This window comes from Pseudomonas hunanensis, from assembly GCF_013393325.1.
Taxonomy (GTDB): Bacteria; Pseudomonadota; Gammaproteobacteria; order Pseudomonadales; family Pseudomonadaceae; genus Aquipseudomonas; species Aquipseudomonas putida_P.
Window position 1 is genome coordinate 630725 of record NZ_QJRC01000095.1, and the last position, 15641, is coordinate 646365.

The window sequence follows — 15641 nt, forward strand, 5'->3', positions numbered from 1 at the left end:
GCAGACGCCCAGGGAAAGTTTCCGAGTATTTTTTGACTTTTCGGCACGCCACGTCGTTCCGCTGCGCTTGGTGGGTTCAGCCAATACCTGAGGTAAACGTAAAAAAGATTTTCAGCGCTCCGCTGCGGTCAAACTGCGCTAGAGACCTTGCTGGTCGAGCGGCGGGAGAGTTGAAGGTACATTTGCAGGGGGAAGCGCCTGGACAATAGCTTGAGCGAGCTCGTCTATCGACCACGGTTTGAAGAGGTAGGTAACGGGAGGTGTGACCTGAGAAGCATCAAGCTGGTGGCCAGAGGTCAGAATGGCGGGTAGTCCAGACCACCTTTCGTGGGCCATGGAGATGAACTCCATACCTTTGATGCTTCCCGGAACACCATGGTCGACAACGATCAACGAGCAGCCGCTCTTGAGTCCCATCAAATGAATCAAGGCATCTTCTGAGTTATCGAACCCATCGCAGATGGCGCCCAACTCGATCAGGATGTCCACCAGGAGGGTCTGTAGCGTTGGATCGTCCTCTACTACAATTACCGTCTTACCTGACAACGACAAACCCTCGATGCCGAGCTTCATCACCTTCTCCATCCCATGGTTGGATTTTCGAGTATTTCACTCATCCGCACATGCGTCGATGAGGGCTAAAGGCCACCCATGCTCAATGGCCTTCCAACTTCTTCAATTGGGCCAAGCCTTCACGCATGAAAATCTCCACGGTCTTTGGCCCTACGCCCTCGAAACTCAGTAGCCAGCGCTTGAATCCCTCAGCATTTGATCCTTGCTGCATTACCTCAAGTTGAGCAGCCAGTTCCACTTCTACCTTGTTGCCACGATCATGCAGTCGTCGGGCAGTGGATTCATCATAGCGCCCATAGCCAGCCTGACCGAGGAGTCTGACCAGTGCCGAATGAGAAGTCTGGGCAAGCTTAAGCGGCGTATCCAGACCCTCCTGATCAACAAGAACCCGGTACGCCTCCACTGCTACGGTGGATCGGATGCGCTTGCCCATGAGAAAGCTGGCCAGCAACCATCTGAACACGCCAAGGGCATCCGTGACCTCAATGCCGAGGTCACAGGCGGTTATAGTCTTCAACCTTTACTACGACGCGAGTCAGCAGATCGCTAAATGGATTCGCCATCATTCTGGATGTCTTCCTCTGCCTCTGCTGCCTCCGTGGCATCCGCGTCATTCAAAGGTGGCGACGTGGGCTTTTGGGGATCATTGATGAAGGGCACATCGCTGGGCCCTTTTTCTTCGGAGCCTTCGGTTTTCGGCTGCATGGCAATACCTCAAAGCAGATGGATCGGGGCGCGGGGCTTCAAGTACCCGCAGCAACGCCCGAGAACTTTTTGACGTCGATAGGTTGCGCTACGAATTCCGGGCCATCGCCGGCGAGCCGCCACTTCACATTGGCGATGCCGTAGCGCTCGGCCATCGGTCGACTGACCAGCTTGATTTTCTGCTGACTCAATCTCGGGATGATGCCAACGCCGGCATCGCAGCTGGCCCAGTGCCAAGCCACGGCGTTGTCCATTTTTTCCAGGCGGATGATGAACGTCCGATGCTTACCGTGCAGGTCATACTCGATTACGTACAATTGAAGTGATGGCACAAGATCCGCTCCTTGGTTGATACGCTATTGAGCGATTCCTGGAAGAGATAATTCCATCGGATTGGCAGGATGATCTGCAGCCAACCCATGCCCGAGCAGTCAGGCGAGTTGGATGTACACCGAGTAGCTACCCAGGAGCACCCAGAACACTAGAAAGATCCACGGTGTGCGCAGCGAAAACAGCAGTGATTTGCGATGACCTGCACGCGATGTCTCAGCCTCACAAAACAACGGCGACTCGTCGTAGGCCAACCCCATCAACGGCTCGCTGCGCAGCAGGTGACTTTGCTTGAGCTGCCAGTGATCGATGATGTTGTATGCCGCCCGGATGCCAGGCCAAGCGTTGAGTGAGCTCAGTACCCCGAGCAAGGCGAGGAACGCCGGTACGATCAGGGTGAACATCTCGCCCCATCCTTGATTCAGATTTCCCATTGAGGAGACGAAGGCGATGACCAGAAATGACTGCGCCGCCAGGTAGGCATCGGTGCGGTTGGCCAGGATGCTGGTTTCGTACTGGATTTCACGCCGGTAAAAATCCAGACGCTCCTTGGGAGAGCCAAACATCCTGGCATTGTGCTCGCTGATCTCGTGTTCGGGGGTCGCTGGGGTAATGATTCGAGGCACTCGCTACTCCGGGAGTTGGGCCCCGAGCGACGACATGAGCCTGGAGCTGAGTCCGGTAGAACAGGCGATGGGGCATGGAATTCAGCTGGATTGATATCCCGCACCGCTCGTCGTACCAACTGCAGATTGAAATCAACACGAGGTGGCCAGGCCTTTCGAATCGGTATGAACGTTCTCAACTGCAGGAGCTTCTACCATGCGCGACTTCCCTACCCCGCCCTTCCCTTCGCAACCTCAAAATGTACCAGGCTCACAGCGCAAGATGGAGCCCTATCCGGATTGTGGTGAGCAGTCGTATACCGGCCACAATCGACTCGAAGGCAAGATTGCACTTATCACCGGAGCAGACAGCGGTATCGGGCGGGCAGTCGCGATTGCCTATGCCCGCGAAGGGGCCGACGTCGCCATCGCTTATCTGAATGAGCATGAAGATGCGCAAGAAACCGCGCGCTGGGTTGAGTCTGCAGGCCGTCAATGCCTGTTGTTGCCCGGAGACCTGGCGCAGAAACAGCACTGCTACGACATCGTCGAAAAAACCGTTAGCCAGTTCGGGCGTATCGACATCCTGGTCAACAACGCGGCGTTCCAGATGTCCCACGAGACCCTGGAAGAAATCGACGATGACGAATGGGTGAAGACGTTCGATACCAACATCACCGCGATCTTCAGGATTTGCCAGGCAGCACTGCCTTCCATGCCCAAGGGCAGTTCGATCATCAATACCAGCTCGGTCAATTCCGACGATCCATCCCCCAGCCTGCTGGCCTATGCCACGACCAAAGGGGCCATTGCCAACTTCACTGCTGGCCTGGCTCAGTTGCTAGGCAAGAAAGGCATCAGGGTCAACAGCGTCGCGCCAGGCCCGATCTGGACGCCTTTGATTCCGGCAACCATGCCGGACGAGGCCGTCAAGAACTTTGGTTCCAGCTACCCGATGGGGCGCCCGGGGCAACCGGTCGAGGTCGCGCCAATCTATGTGCTGCTGGGCTCCGACGAAGCCAGTTACATCAGTGGCTCACGTTACGCAGTGACTGGCGGCAAACCGATCCTTTAGCGAAAAGAGGCTCGCCTTGATGGCGAGCCTCCTTTTTGGGTGGCGGTTTCAGCGTTTGTGCTGATCGTGATCACGAGCCGTTTTCTGCGCTGTCGAGTCATGGGCTGTACCGGTGGATCCATCCGGACGATGAGCATCGTTGTCTCGCTCCTCCTCCCCATGCGGCCTCGTCTGCGCCGCTGGCTTTTGCGTCTGGGTCTCTTTTTTCATGCTTTTTCCTCCCTTCGCATTTAAACAAAGGAAGCCAATCTACGGGACAAAGTTCAGGTCAGTGTCACTTCAGGAGATGGGCGGGCAACAGGGGCGATGAACCAATTACCTCAGGACCGCGTCCACTGCAAAACAAGCGAATAGACTCTGAAATGGAAAACGACCCTGTACTGGCCGCCCTCGGCTATCTCAAAAACAACAAATTGATTTTGACCACAGCGGAATCGTGCACTGCGGGCTGCCTTGTGGCTTTGTTGGCGGCCGTACCTGGTACAGGAGAGGTGCTGGAAAGCGGCTACGTCGTCTACTCACCTGGCGCCAAGAAACGCCTGCTGAGGGTCAGCCCCGAAACCATCGAACGATACGGCCTGACCAGCGAAGCAGTAGCCTGGGAAATGGCCTTGGGCGCCTTGAGAGACAGCGATGCGAATGTGGTGATCGCCACCACCGGGGTAGCCGGGCCGGCGCCCGAATCCGGGATACCACCGGGGACGATGTGCTTTGCCTGGGCTTTCGCCGGCGAGCCAATAGCCGTTTTCACGCGCACTCAGCGTTTCTTCGGCGAGCGGTCTGAAGTCATGCGCCAAGGCGCCCTGTTCGGATTGGCCCGGCTCTCCCACTATCACCAGCGCTGGTTACGCGGTGAGCGCGCCTGAGGGGGTGGTCATGTCGGAAGATGAACTGATATCCAGGCATCAACCTGTTCAAGAAGACATGCCGATGCAGCAGCGCGTCTGGCGCTTTGAGCGCGTGGGGTGGTACGTGCTCGTGGCCATCGTATTGCTTGCCTTGGCAGGCCTGTTCGGTAATGGCCCGTTGAGCGATGCCCAGGTGGTAAGCCAGGATGGCCGGGTACGGGTCGAGTACCAGCGCCTCAGCCGAAGCGGCACGACAGACAGTCTTTTCATCACGGTTCAGGGCATCCCTGGTCAGCCGGTGGAGGTGCAACTCGAGGGATCATTGCTCCGTGACGCCAGTATCGAGACGTTACAACCGGAGCCACAACGGTCGCTGTCGCACGGCCAGGCCATGCTGTTCCAGTTGGGTACCAGGCAAGATGGCGTGGCCACCTTGTACCTGACCCTTCGAAGTGAGCACGTAGGCACTCTGGAGGGCAACGTCAGGGCTGGCCCTGAAAGCGCCGTTCACTTCTCCACATTCCTTTACCCCTAGGAGTGCGTCATGGATTCGATCCTCCGCGCAGCCGGGATGTACGTTGCCCTCATGCTGCTGTTTCGCGTAGCCGGGCGGCGCTCGCTGGCTGATTTGACGACCTTCGACTTCGTGTTGTTGCTGATCATCGGAGAAGCCACCCAGCAAGCGCTTCTGGGCGACGATTTTTCATTCACCAATGCCATGCTGGTAATTACCACGCTGATCGTTCTGGACGTCGGCCTTTCGCTCGCGAAGCTCAACTCCAAGTCTTTGGCCAGGTTTCTGGATGGGCACGCTACCCTGGTTGTCGAGAATGGGCGCTTTCTGCATCGCCGCATGCGTCGGGCACGCCTCACGGAGGACGATATCCTTGAGTCAGCGCGGGACAGCCAGGGCATTGAGCACATTGAGCAGGTCAAGTTCGCCATCGTCGAACGCAATGGAAAGATTTCGATCATTCCTGCCGAATGAGGCCTGGGGGCAACAGTAAAGCAACGACTACCGCCTCGCACACACACGCGATGATGCCAGCCATCGTAAGCATTGAACCGTGTCACTCCGTGCGTACTCAACCACGAGCAAGTGCTAGCTGATTCCGTGATGAGGTAACGCCAATGAACGCTATCGACTTACTGATCCAAGACCACAAGCTGGTGAAAAAGCTGCTCGAAGAGCTGTCGACCACTACGGAGCGAGCGGTAAAGAAACGGGCTGAGTTACTCCACAAAATTGAGCAGGAGCTACAGATTCACACCGCGCTCGAAGAAGAAATTCTCTATCCGGCCATCAAGGAAGCGGGTGGCAAGGAAGAAGCGAAGATGTACTACGAGGCCAAGGAAGAACACCGGACTGTCGACGCCCTCGTCCTGCCCGACCTTATGCATACCGAAACCGGCACCGTCGAATTCGCCGGGCGGGTCAAGGTCATGAAAGAGTTGTTGGAGCATCACATCGAGGAAGAAGAAGGCGATCTCTTCCCCACCGCGAAGAAACTGCTCAGCAAGGACACCCTCGAGGAGCTTGGGCAAACCATGGAAATGCAGAAAAAGATCCTCAAGGGCGAGCAGCGAGCGACTTAAGCAAGTGAGCACCTGCCAGCGCCCTGAACGCTGGCAGGTGATCAGCTTCAGATTCCCCATCATCAGTTGGAAGGTTTCATGGAATATTGGATTGGGTTACTTGAATGGCCTGCCATGGTGATGACCGTGGTGGCAGCCTGGTGCATCGGTTCGGGCCGTCCGGGCAGAAGGAAGACAGGATTCTGCTGTTTCATCGCAAGCAACGTGCTGTGGGCCGTGTGGGGCTGGCAAGCACATGCCTGGGCACTGATAATCCTGCAGTTCTGCCTCTGCGCGATGAATTTGCGGGGGTGGCGGAAGAACACGCAACTGGAAATTGCCGGGTGATAACGCTCTGACAAGCAGGTGGCCCAGCGATGCTGCCCGTATTCGTCTATCTACGGCGCCTTTCGCCCACCACCGGTCGTCAGTTCCATCGACCTCCATGCCAGCTCACCGGTCAACCCTGGGAGACTTCGACCGCGACGGTGAATCAATGGACGTGCTTGCTGACAATGATATGTCGACCCGTAGTCACGTGGTGGGGCAACTCATCATGGTGTTCTCCTTGATCTTGTTGTTAGCCCTGTTGCTGGGGCTGTTCTCCCTCTACCGCCTCGCCGGGGCGCTCGACGTCCAACAAATGGAGCAAAGCCGTTTTCATGCTGATTCGGCTATCAAACAACTGCAGAAGAGCGACAGGACGTTCCTGCTGACCCACACTGATTGGCAGGCCGCCTATGATCACCTGGGGAGGCAGGTCGACACGCATTGGGCATACATCGAGGACAACGTAGGCGCCACGCTCTTCACCGCCGATGGGTATGAGGGAGTATACGTGCTCGATGATGAGGGTACCCGCTACGCCATGCTGGAAGGTCAGCTCAGCCAGCAGGGGCTTGAGCAGCTCACCTCCAGTGCTGACAAGATCTTGCACCTTGCTCGCCAAGCCGCCCAGCATGACCAGGCGACTTCAGGATATATCGTATTTCGTGGCCTGCCGGCGTTGTACAGCGCTGCACTGATACGTCCACAGGCCCAACCCCACCACCTGCCGAAACCCACAGCAGTGATGGTGTTCATTCGCGTTCTCTCACCGAAGGTGCTGTTGGTGCTGGGCGAGTTGGCGGGGTTGTCCGGCGTGGCTGTAAGCGATTCGACCGAGCAGCGTAAAGGGCGTGGTGTTCTCGCCCTCCAAGGCATCGGTCTCGCCCTGAGCTGGGATTTACCGCAGCCTGGCACCCAATTGATCAAGACAGTAATTACGCCCCTCGCTATCGCCGTGCTCCTGATTGCGCTGACCATTGCACTGTTTGCACGCTATGCGATGCGGGCCAGCACGAGGATCGATCGTAGCCACCATGCGCTCATGACATCCAGGGCTGCCCTGCAATCGAGCGAAGAGCGCTTCAAGGCTGTGGCCGAAGCCGCATCGGACTGGATCTGGGAAACGGATGTGCTCCTACGGCTAACCTACCTGTCGGACCGTTTTAGCGAACTTACCGGGCATCCTGTAGAAGTATGGCAACAGCGCCCGATTACCGAGCTGCTGTCGTGTGATACCAGCCATTTCCAGACCTGGCTTCATAGTCTGGCTGCGACAAGCTCTTCCGGTACCCTACGCTGCCAGTATCAGGATCATCTGGGCCAACAGCGTATTTGCAGAATCGCTTCCCGCGCAATCGTGGATCAGAGCGTCTGTACCGGGTTTCGTGGCACTTGTAGCGACATCACCGACGAAGTAGCCGCACATGCCCAGATTCAGCATCTCTCTTTGCACGATGCCCTTACCGGGCTGCCGAATCGCAATAAGCTGTTTCGGTTCCTCGAACAAACCATGAGTAGCACTGGGCCACTCCAGGTAGCGCTGCTGATACTGGATCTTGATAATTTCAAGCCGATCAACGACAGCCTTGGGCATCCGGCAGGCGATGCGGTGTTGCTCGAGGTGGCCGGCCGCCTTGGTCAGGTTACCCGCGACAGTGACCTGGTTGCCCGCTTGGGAGGCGACGAGTTCATCGTCGTAGTGACCCGGCCAGGGGATCGCAAGGACATGGACCGATTCTGCATCCGCTTGATCGAGGCAATCAGACGACCCATGCAGGTCGAGGGGCATAGTGTTCAAGTGGGTGTGAGTCTTGGTGTCGTGATGTCGGCCGAATATCCCGGTACGCCAACCGATTTGATCCGCTACGCTGACGTGGCTCTTTACAGCGCCAAGCAGGCGGGCAAAAACACCTGGCGCTTTTTTTCAGCGCAACTGAATGCAGCATTGATGGACAAGCGTGTCCTGGAAAGCGAACTACGCGATGGCATACCACGTGGCGAGCTTGTGCTGCACTTCCAGCCGCGCTTCAAGGTCGACGGGGTGTCGCTCGCATCGGCTGAGGCCCTCGTGCGTTGGCGACACCCACGCCTGGGCCTGCTACACCCGGATAGGTTCATCCCGCTGGCCGAAGAGTCTGACCTGATCGTGCTGCTTGGCAACTGGGTGTTACAGGAAGCCTGCAATAAGGCGCGCGGCTGGCCACAGGCGGTAATCGTATCGGTAAACATGTCGCCGGCCCAGTTCAGCCGCAGCGATGTAGTTCGCGACGTCGGCGACGCATTGCGCACCACCGGCCTGCCGGCCCATCGACTGGAACTGGAAATCACTGAAAACGTCATGCTCAACGACGTTGAAGGCGCTCTGCATACCATGCATGCACTGAAGGAGCTGGGCGTGCGCCTGAACATGGACGACTTTGGGACCGGTTACTCCTCTCTGGGTTACCTGCGTACCTACCCGTTCGACAGCATCAAGATTGACAAGCGCTTCGTTCAGCATCTGGGTAAGAGCGGCAGCGACCGCAGCGTGGTCCAGGCCATCATCAATCTTGGCAACGCAATGGGTATGACGGTAACTGCCGAAGGTGTCGAGACCGCAGAGCAACTGGCCCTCCTTAGCGATGACCAATGCCATGAAGTGCAAGGTTTTCTGCTCAGCAAACCGCTGGAAAACGAAGCGCTGATAGGAATGATGAGGGAGCAGATCTCATGAGCGAATTCACGTCTCGGAGAACGCGATGAGGGGATGTGCGTGTAACTTTCCCGATGGGTGCCAAGTCCAGACGCCGGTCTAATTCACCCGTTCCACGGATCATCCCCGCTGACAGCTAGCGTTGCTGGCGGCGCCCGCCCAACTGGATCCAGACCGGCGCATGATCACTGGCCTTGGCTTCGTTGCGCACCCAGGCATCCACGCCCGCCCGCCTCAGATAAGGGCTGAGATCAGGGTTGAGCAGCAGGTGATCAATACGGAGCCCGGCATTGCGCGCCCAGTGATTGCGAAAATAGTCCCAGAACGTGTAGATGCGCTGCTCGGGATACAGGTGACGAACAGCGTCGACCCAGCCCTGCGCCAGCAACTGTTGGAAACACGCCCGCGATTCAGGTTGCAGCAGCGCGTCCTTGAGCCATGAGCGCGGGTTATAGATGTCCAGATCGGTGGGCACAACATTGAAATCGCCCGCCAACACCGCAGGATGGCTGCTGCCATGCAGTGTTTGGGCATGCTTGATCAGGCACTCGAACCAGCGCAGTTTGTAATCGAACTTGGGGCCGGGTTGCGGGTTGCCATTGGGCAGGTAAAGGCAGCCCACCAGTACACCATGCGCCGCAGCTTCCAGATAGCGGCTCTGCTGATCGTCCTGCATGCCGGGCAGCCCGCGACGCACCTCCAGCGGCTCGCTATCACGCGCCAGGATCGCCACGCCGTTCCAGGAGGGTTGCCCTTGGTACAGGCAACCATAACCTGCAGCTTCGATGGCCTGGCGAGGAAACTGCTGATCGGCCGCCTTCAACTCCTGCAAGCAGGCAATGTCCGGTTGCTCCCGCTCCAGCCAGGCCAACAGTGCGGGCAGGCGGCTGCGGATGCCATTGATGTTGAAGGTGGCGATCTTCAGCGCTTTCATGCGTCAGGGTCGCTCACGTGAGCCTGCACGGCATCTTCCAGTGCCCGGATATGTGCCTCATCGGCCAGTGCCTTCAGCCTCAACCAGTCATCCCAGTCAATCGCACCATCGTCCCGTAATGCCTCGGCGGTGCGAACCAGTTCATGGTGGTAGGCGTCCGGCGATTCGCGCCGGTAGCTGATGTCGTCGTACTGCGCGTACCAGGCTTCAAGTTCAGGAATGCTGCGTTCGATGTTCATGACGGCCGCCTCGTTCTATCCCTGCTAGTGAGAGCCCTAGTGCTGCGCAATGTTCAACCGCAACGGCCAGTCGGTCAGCATCCCATACCACTGAAGGAGTGCATTGGAACTTCTCACCCCGTCCGAGACGTCCCACATCCACACCTGGCAAAAACGGAGATTGAACGATGAGTGCAAAACTGAGTGGCAAGCGCGTTGCCTTTCTGGTCACCGATGGCTTCGAACAAGTGGAGTTGACCGGACCTCGCGAAGCCTTGCAGAAAAACGGGGCCGTGATCGACATCCTGAGTGACAAGGAAGGTACTGTCCGCGGCTGGAACCATGACAAGCCGGCCGATGAGTTTGCGGTGGACGCGACGTTCGACAGCGCCCACCTCGACCTTTACGATGCCATCGTGCTACCGGGTGGGGTACAGAATTCCGACACCATCCGCCTGATACCTGGCGCCCAGAAACTGGTCAAAAGCCACAATTCGGCCAGCAAGCCACTGGCGGTAATCTGCCACGGCGCCTGGCTGCTGGTATCGAGTGGACTGGCCAAGGGCAAACGGATGACCAGCTACAAGACCTTGCAGGATGATATCCGCAATGCAGGTGGCCACTGGGTCGATGAAGAGGTAGTGGTGGACGGCAACCTGATAACAAGCCGCAAGCCGGATGATATCCCCGCCTTCAGCGAGCAATTGGTCAAGGCCCTTGCGGGCTAGCTCCCTGACCTGTGAACTGGCAAACACCTGGTTTGCCAGTTCAACACACCAACTCCGTTTGCACGCATTGACCTGACTTTTGCTGCAACGGTTTGCAAAACCGGCACACCACCTTGCAATCGCGATTAATTCCCATATGCATCTGATTAGCGGAAAGGTGAAGTGCCCATCGACACCCCACTGCAACCCATTGACAGCCTGTATCGCGATCACCACGGCTGGCTGCAAGGCTGGCTGCGCCACCGCCTGGGTGATCGCGAGCGGGCGGCGGACATCGCTCAAGACACCTTCCTGCGCCTGCTGGTAACCCGCCGCCTGCCGGAACAGCGTGACGGCCGTCGATTCCTGGTGCAGATCGCCCGCAACCTGGTCATAGACCAGTGGCGTCGCCAGCGTATCCACCAAGCTTATCTGGAGAGCCTCGCAGCCCTGCCCGAGCCAGAGACGCCGTCACTGGAAACCCGCGCAATCGTGATCGAAACCCTGATGCAGATCGACGCCATGCTCGACAACATGCCTGCAAAGGTACGCGAGGCATTTCTGCTGTCGCAATTTGAAGGGCTGACCTACACACAGATCGCAGCTCGGCTGGACGTCAGCGTCAGCTCGGTACAAAAGTACATGCTCCGCGCCATCACTGCTTGCTATCAGGTCCTGTACGCTGAATGAAAAACGCCAGCGAAGCACCGCTCTCCCCCGCAATCTTCGAGCAGGCCAGTCATTGGCTCATGCTGCACTGGAGCGGTGAGTTCGAAGCGGCACAACAGCAGCGCTTTCTTGAATGGCGCGCCGCGGACCCGGAGCACGATCGTGCATGGCGACGCCTGGAGCGCCTGCAAAGTACCCTGAGCGGTGTCCCTGCGGATACAGCACTAGGGGTGCTGCGCGAGCTGCCCGATGCGCGTCGTCGGCAGACGCTCAAGCTGCTTGGCATGTTGCTGTTGGCCGGCGGGAGCGGCTATCTGGTGCATTCGCATTCCCCTTGGCGCGAAACCATGGCAGACCTGCGCAGCGGCACTGGCGAATGTTTGCGACGCTCGCTGGTCGATGGCAGCCGGCTTAGCCTGAACAGCGGCACTGCGGTTGATATCCGCTTCAACACGTCAGAGCGGCGCATTTGCCTGATTGCTGGAGAACTGCTGCTTGAAAGTGGTCATGACCCGGCGCAGCGCCCGCTGATTATTGAAACTGCAGAGGGGGAAATCCAGGCGTTGGGCACACGCTTTTCCGTGTACCAGCGTGAGGGTGGCAGCCATGTCGAGCTGTTTGAAGGCGAGCTGAAGTTGCGTCCGCGGCAGGCGCCCGCCAGCCGCCTGCAGGCAGGACAAAGTCGTTGGTTTTCCGCCAATCGCCTCGGCGACCTCGGGCCAGCCAACCTCAACACCATCGCCTGGCTAGACGGCCGCTTGATCGCCGAACGCATGCCGCTGGGGCATTTCGTCGCCGAACTGGCTCGCCATCGTCCCGGCGTGCTTCGCTGCGACCCCGCTGTAGCGCAGTTGCCACTGACGGGGGTGTTTCCCCTGGCAGACACCGACCGCGTGCTAATGGCCGTTCAGCAGTCGCTACCCGTAAAAATACACAGATTGACGCGCTTCTGGGTCAACGTCAGCCCGGCTTAGAAACGCAGAAGGCTGCTGGCCGTCTGCTTCCGGCCTGAATGGCAAAAAAGAGTTTGTGCAGTGTTGTCGTTTTGGTCGAGTTGTACGGGATACCTCTTGAAACCCATCAACAAGCCTTCTCAAGAGGATCGTTCAGAGTGTCGCACCTGCCCACGCCAACCCGTTCACGGCTGACCCACCACATCCTGCTTGCCAGCTTGCTCGGCGGCGCCCCTTTACTGCTTGCCGTGCCTGCAGCACTGGCCTACGCAAGCGAACAGACACGCCAGTACGCCATCCCGGCTGGGGGCCTTGATCAGGCGCTGAACCGTTTCGCGAGCCAGTCCGGCATCTTGCTGTCCGCAGACGCACAATTGACCGCCGGCAAGCATAGCCCGGGGCTCAGCGGCACCTACTCAGTGAGTGACGGCCTCGCCCAACTGCTGGCCGGCACCGGCCTGCGCGTGCTCAAGCGTGCGGACAGCTACATAATAGAAGTGGCAGCGGACAGCGAAGGTGCCCTGGAACTGGGGGCGACTACCGTAACCGGCGCACTGCTGGCTGGCACCACCGAAGGTACCGGTTCATACACCACACGTTCAGCGCAGACGGCCACCAAACTGCCATTGTCCCTGCGCGAGACACCACAATCAGTCACGATCATCACGCGCCAACGCATCGAGGACCAGAACCTCGCCAACCTCAACGAGGTGGTGCAGAACACCCCTGGGCTCACCCTGCGCCGGACGGGCCCCGAACGATCCTCGTACTACGCCCGGGGGTTTTCCCTCGACAACATCATGTATGACGGCCTGCCCACCAGCCTGGACAGCTCACAGGTGTCCCAGGACCTGCTGTCGGCCGACATGGCCATGTATGACCGGGTCGAAGTCGTGCGCGGTGCCACCGGCCTGATGCAGGGTGCGGGCAACCCTGCTGCATCGATCAACCTGATCCGCAAGCGGCCGACGCGGGAATTCCAGGCCAGCATCGAAGGCAGCATGGGCAGTTGGGACCGATACCGCACCGAGGTCGATGTCTCCGGGGCGCTCAACGACAGTGGAACCGTTCGCGGCAGAATGGTGACGGCGTATCAGACCGGCAACAGCTACCGGGACACCCTGGAAAACGAACGCAACCTGTTCTATGGCATCCTTGAGGCCGACCTGGACGACAGCACCACCTTGACCCTGAGTGCATCGCGCCAGCAAGACAACAACAATGGCAACGGCTGGACCGGCCTGCCAGTGGGCTTCGACGGCAGTGACCTGCATTTGTCACGCTCTACGTCGCTGAGCAGTGACTGGGAGTATTGGGACAAGACCAGCACCTCTGCCTACGCGGCACTGGAACACCTGCTGGACAACGGCTGGAAGCTCAACATCTCGGCTACCAAGACCTGGGCCGACCTGGACATGCTGGGCACCTATCTGGTCGCTAACACCACCACCCAGGCCTATAACCAGTTCGTCGGCGCGGGCCACTATCGGGAAACCCAGAACAGCTTCGATGCCTACGCCAGCGGCCCGTTTCGCCTGATGGACCGAGACCACGAACTGGTGGTCGGCGCCAGTCACCGGCGGGTGGTGTTCAACGGGGACGTGCCCTACAACATCTTGCTCAACAGCAACATCGACCTTTACAACTGGGACGCTGGCGCCACGCCAAAACCGCCGAGCCAGGACAAGTACGGCTGGCAGAACACCAATGCCAAGCTCAACAGCGTTTATGCCACCACACGCCTGAGCCTGGCCGACCCGCTGAAGCTGATCCTGGGCAGCCGCCTGGACTGGTACGACAACACCACCTCCTCGCCCTACAAAGGCACCGCCCCGAGCGAGCTCAAAGTCACTCGGCATGTCACCAGGTACGCCGGCCTGATCTATGACATCAACGAGCATCACAGTGTGTATGTCAGCTACACCGACATCTTCAAACCCCAGAACTACCGGGATGCCTCCGACAATATCATTGCGCCGATCACCGGGAAAAACTATGAACTGGGCATCAAGGGTGAGTACTTCGACGGGGCACTGAACGCATCGGCCGCCCTCTTTCAGATCGACCAGGAGGACCGCGCGAAGTCATTTACCGACGGTTGCCCTACGGCTCCCACTACCCCGTGCTACGAAGCGGCAGGCAAAGTGCGCAGCAAGGGCATAGAACTGGAGGTTCAGGGCCAATTGACGCCTGATTGGCAACTGGCTGCGGGTTATACCTTTGCCGAAGCCAAGTATGTCAAGGATGCCAAGAAGGAAAACGAGGGCCGCCTCTTCGACACCGATATTCCCCGCCATCTGTTCAAGATGAGCACGTCCTACACCCTGCCAGGGCAATTCAACCAATGGCGTGTGGGGGCCTCCCTTTATCACCAGAATCGAATCTACAACAAAAACACCACCTACATGATCGAGCAGGATGGCTACACACTGGTGGACTTCATGTTGGGGTTCAAGCCGACCGAACACATCGATGCGCGCGTCAATCTCAACAATGCGTTCGACAAGAAGTATTACAACGCGCTCAGCAACTCTGTCACGGTGCCGAGCAGCGTTTACGGAGAGCAACGCAACCTGATGCTGTCGCTGAAGTACACATTCTGACAGCTGCGCTGCCCCCGGCTCTCACACAGCCGGGCACGCTAGCCAGGCTCACGGTTTCTTTTCTACATCCCTGGGTGCTTTCGCCGGGCCTTGTGGGTCCAATTGAGGGTCGTCCAAGTCCGGAGAGTCCGGGTCGAACCCCAGGTCCTCATCCTTCGTTGCATGATCGGAAGAATGGGGGCCTTTTTGCCGCTGCTCGTCGGGTTTGTTCATCATCCGTTCTCCGAGTGTGTGTGTGTGTCACCGTCACGGCCTTGCCCCTGCCTAGACAACGCCATGGCTTGTTCCTGAACATTTCAATGGGGATCGTCCCTGCCTGGGCCCGCTTCGTCGTGCTCCCCCAGTTGCTGGTACCGCTTTCGAAGCGCATGGAGTTCAGCAGGCCCCATGTCCTCAAGGTCGAGCAATGCCTTGTGCGCCCGTTGGGTAGTGCGCAACAGTTCGTCCAGTTTGATGTGCAACTCGTCGCTATCACGGTTTTGGGTATTCTGGATCAGGAACACCATCAGGAACGTGATGATTGTGGTCGACGTGTTGATGACCAGCTGCCACGTGTCGTTGAAATGAAACAAGGGCCCACTTACGCCCCAGGCTATGATCAACATCAAGGCAATAAAGAAGGTCAACGGCCGCCCGCTGTGGTTGGCTAGCCATTGTGCAAAACGATCAAATTTCATCGCTGAGCCTCCTTCGTGGTGTACCGCGGTGCAACCCTGGCATCCGGTGGAGGATTGCAACACCGGCAAAGTTCCCAATTTTGCATAGCCATCCACTCGTCAATCCCGGTGAACAATCTCGTCCTGCTGCCTGTCGCTACTGTTAAGCAC

20 protein-coding genes are annotated in these 15641 nt (G+C 58.3%); 11 read left to right on the plus strand and 9 right to left on the minus strand.

Features of this window, described 5'->3' with window-relative positions; genetic code table 11:
* Positions 1-138 precede the first annotated feature (138 nt).
* The 5 genes from DM807_RS19705 to DM807_RS19725 all read right to left on the minus strand — a co-directional run bounded on the left by DM807_RS19705 (position 139) and on the right by DM807_RS19725 (position 2234).
* The gene (locus DM807_RS19705; protein ID WP_060494712.1) at positions 139-573 is read right to left on the minus strand and encodes a response regulator; all 435 of its coding nucleotides are present in this window, start codon (positions 571-573) and stop codon (positions 139-141) included.
* A gap of 82 nt (positions 574-655) precedes the next feature.
* Positions 656-1090 carry an HhH-GDP family DNA glycosylase gene (locus tag DM807_RS19710; RefSeq protein ID WP_060494711.1) on the minus strand — a complete coding sequence of 145 codons (435 nt, stop codon included), beginning with the start codon at positions 1088-1090 and terminating at the stop codon, positions 656-658.
* 29 nt (positions 1091-1119) lie between these two features.
* The gene (locus DM807_RS19715; RefSeq protein ID WP_169725122.1) at positions 1120-1278 is read right to left on the minus strand and encodes a hypothetical protein; all 159 of its coding nucleotides are present in this window, start codon (positions 1276-1278) and stop codon (positions 1120-1122) included.
* Between the two features lie 38 nt (positions 1279-1316).
* Positions 1317-1610 (minus strand): DUF6555 family protein, encoded by a 294-nt coding sequence (locus tag DM807_RS19720; protein WP_060494710.1) that lies wholly within the window; start codon positions 1608-1610, stop codon positions 1317-1319.
* 99 nt (positions 1611-1709) lie between these two features.
* Positions 1710-2234, minus strand: a complete 525-nt coding sequence (locus tag DM807_RS19725) for a hypothetical protein (RefSeq protein ID WP_004573937.1) — start codon at positions 2232-2234, stop codon at positions 1710-1712.
* Between the two features lie 196 nt (positions 2235-2430).
* On the opposite strand from DM807_RS19725, the gene DM807_RS19730 reads away from it, so the two are divergent.
* The 7 genes from DM807_RS19730 to DM807_RS19760 all read left to right on the plus strand — a co-directional run bounded on the left by DM807_RS19730 (position 2431) and on the right by DM807_RS19760 (position 8751).
* Positions 2431-3288, plus strand: a complete 858-nt coding sequence (locus DM807_RS19730; protein WP_054881852.1) for a glucose 1-dehydrogenase — start codon at positions 2431-2433, stop codon at positions 3286-3288.
* A gap of 362 nt (positions 3289-3650) precedes the next feature.
* Entirely contained in the window at positions 3651-4154 is a 504-nt protein-coding gene (locus DM807_RS19735) for a CinA family protein (protein WP_060494709.1), read from the plus strand.
* Between the two features lie 10 nt (positions 4155-4164).
* Entirely contained in the window at positions 4165-4671 is a 507-nt protein-coding gene (locus DM807_RS19740; protein ID WP_060494713.1) for a hypothetical protein, read from the plus strand.
* Between the two features lie 9 nt (positions 4672-4680).
* Complete coding sequence (locus DM807_RS19745; protein WP_060494708.1) at positions 4681-5124, plus strand: DUF421 domain-containing protein; 444 nt, start codon at positions 4681-4683, stop codon at positions 5122-5124.
* 143 nt (positions 5125-5267) lie between these two features.
* Complete coding sequence (locus DM807_RS19750) at positions 5268-5732, plus strand: PA2171 family ribosome-binding persister protein (protein ID WP_063426161.1); 465 nt, start codon at positions 5268-5270, stop codon at positions 5730-5732.
* 78 nt (positions 5733-5810) lie between these two features.
* Positions 5811-6059 carry a hypothetical protein gene (locus DM807_RS19755; RefSeq protein WP_060492552.1) on the plus strand — a complete coding sequence of 83 codons (249 nt, stop codon included), beginning with the start codon at positions 5811-5813 and terminating at the stop codon, positions 6057-6059.
* A 148-nt stretch (positions 6060-6207) separates the two neighbouring features.
* The gene (locus DM807_RS19760; RefSeq protein ID WP_060492551.1) at positions 6208-8751 is read left to right on the plus strand and encodes a bifunctional diguanylate cyclase/phosphodiesterase; all 2544 of its coding nucleotides are present in this window, start codon (positions 6208-6210) and stop codon (positions 8749-8751) included.
* Positions 8752-8866: 115 nt separating this feature from the next.
* Here DM807_RS19760 and xth read toward each other — a convergent pair whose 3' ends face one another.
* Together xth and DM807_RS19770 are read right to left on the minus strand one after the other, a co-directional pair.
* Positions 8867-9664, minus strand: a complete 798-nt coding sequence (gene xth, locus DM807_RS19765) for an exodeoxyribonuclease III (RefSeq protein ID WP_060492550.1) — start codon at positions 9662-9664, stop codon at positions 8867-8869.
* The gene (locus DM807_RS19770) at positions 9661-9903 is read right to left on the minus strand and encodes a hypothetical protein (RefSeq protein ID WP_060492549.1); all 243 of its coding nucleotides are present in this window, start codon (positions 9901-9903) and stop codon (positions 9661-9663) included. The genes xth and DM807_RS19770 overlap by 4 nt, the downstream gene beginning before the upstream one ends.
* Before the next feature lie 167 nt (positions 9904-10070).
* On the opposite strand from DM807_RS19770, the gene DM807_RS19775 reads away from it, so the two are divergent.
* The 4 genes from DM807_RS19775 to DM807_RS19790 all read left to right on the plus strand — a co-directional run bounded on the left by DM807_RS19775 (position 10071) and on the right by DM807_RS19790 (position 14814).
* On the plus strand, positions 10071-10610 hold the full coding sequence (locus DM807_RS19775) for a type 1 glutamine amidotransferase domain-containing protein (protein WP_060492548.1): 540 nt from the start codon (positions 10071-10073) through the stop codon (positions 10608-10610).
* A 162-nt stretch (positions 10611-10772) separates the two neighbouring features.
* The gene (locus tag DM807_RS19780) at positions 10773-11279 is read left to right on the plus strand and encodes a sigma-70 family RNA polymerase sigma factor (protein WP_060492547.1); all 507 of its coding nucleotides are present in this window, start codon (positions 10773-10775) and stop codon (positions 11277-11279) included.
* A complete protein-coding gene (locus DM807_RS19785; RefSeq protein ID WP_060492546.1) occupies positions 11276-12232 on the plus strand; it encodes a FecR domain-containing protein in 957 nt (318 codons plus the stop codon). Before DM807_RS19780 ends, DM807_RS19785 begins: the two co-directional genes overlap by 4 nt.
* A gap of 137 nt (positions 12233-12369) precedes the next feature.
* Positions 12370-14814 carry a TonB-dependent siderophore receptor gene (locus DM807_RS19790; protein WP_060492545.1) on the plus strand — a complete coding sequence of 815 codons (2445 nt, stop codon included), beginning with the start codon at positions 12370-12372 and terminating at the stop codon, positions 14812-14814.
* Positions 14815-14862: 48 nt separating this feature from the next.
* On the opposite strand, the gene DM807_RS27780 is transcribed toward DM807_RS19790, so the two are convergent.
* The gene (locus DM807_RS27780) at positions 14863-15027 is read right to left on the minus strand and encodes a DUF6021 family protein (protein WP_169725121.1); all 165 of its coding nucleotides are present in this window, start codon (positions 15025-15027) and stop codon (positions 14863-14865) included.
* A gap of 83 nt (positions 15028-15110) precedes the next feature.
* Positions 15111-15491, minus strand: coding sequence for a low affinity iron permease family protein (locus DM807_RS19795; RefSeq protein ID WP_060492544.1), 381 nt, complete (start codon positions 15489-15491; stop codon positions 15111-15113).
* Between the last annotated feature and the right edge of the window lie 150 nt (positions 15492-15641).

Excerpts from the sequence above, each read along its gene's own strand:
- DM807_RS19705 (WP_060494712.1), bottom strand. The coding sequence starts at position 573 with ATGAAGCTCGGCATCGAGGGTTTGTCGTTGTCAGGTAAGACGGTAATT.
- DM807_RS19715 (WP_169725122.1), bottom strand. The coding sequence starts at position 1,278 with ATGCAGCCGAAAACCGAAGGCTCCGAAGAAAAAGGGCCCAGCGATGTG.
- DM807_RS19730 (WP_054881852.1), top strand. The coding sequence starts at position 2,431 with ATGCGCGACTTCCCTACCCCGCCCTTCCCTTCGCAACCTCAAAATGTA.
- DM807_RS19735 (WP_060494709.1), top strand. The coding sequence starts at position 3,651 with ATGGAAAACGACCCTGTACTGGCCGCCCTCGGCTATCTCAAAAACAAC.
- DM807_RS19740 (WP_060494713.1), top strand. The coding sequence starts at position 4,165 with ATGTCGGAAGATGAACTGATATCCAGGCATCAACCTGTTCAAGAAGAC.
- DM807_RS19745 (WP_060494708.1), top strand. The coding sequence starts at position 4,681 with ATGGATTCGATCCTCCGCGCAGCCGGGATGTACGTTGCCCTCATGCTG.
- DM807_RS19750 (WP_063426161.1), top strand. The coding sequence starts at position 5,268 with ATGAACGCTATCGACTTACTGATCCAAGACCACAAGCTGGTGAAAAAG.
- DM807_RS19755 (WP_060492552.1), top strand. The coding sequence starts at position 5,811 with ATGGAATATTGGATTGGGTTACTTGAATGGCCTGCCATGGTGATGACC.
- DM807_RS19760 (WP_060492551.1), top strand. The coding sequence starts at position 6,208 with ATGGACGTGCTTGCTGACAATGATATGTCGACCCGTAGTCACGTGGTG.
- xth (WP_060492550.1), bottom strand. The coding sequence starts at position 9,664 with ATGAAAGCGCTGAAGATCGCCACCTTCAACATCAATGGCATCCGCAGC.
- DM807_RS19770 (WP_060492549.1), bottom strand. The coding sequence starts at position 9,903 with ATGAACATCGAACGCAGCATTCCTGAACTTGAAGCCTGGTACGCGCAG.
- DM807_RS19775 (WP_060492548.1), top strand. The coding sequence starts at position 10,071 with ATGAGTGCAAAACTGAGTGGCAAGCGCGTTGCCTTTCTGGTCACCGAT.
- DM807_RS19785 (WP_060492546.1), top strand. The coding sequence starts at position 11,276 with ATGAAAAACGCCAGCGAAGCACCGCTCTCCCCCGCAATCTTCGAGCAG.
- DM807_RS27780 (WP_169725121.1), bottom strand. The coding sequence starts at position 15,027 with ATGAACAAACCCGACGAGCAGCGGCAAAAAGGCCCCCATTCTTCCGAT.
- DM807_RS19795 (WP_060492544.1), bottom strand. The coding sequence starts at position 15,491 with ATGAAATTTGATCGTTTTGCACAATGGCTAGCCAACCACAGCGGGCGG.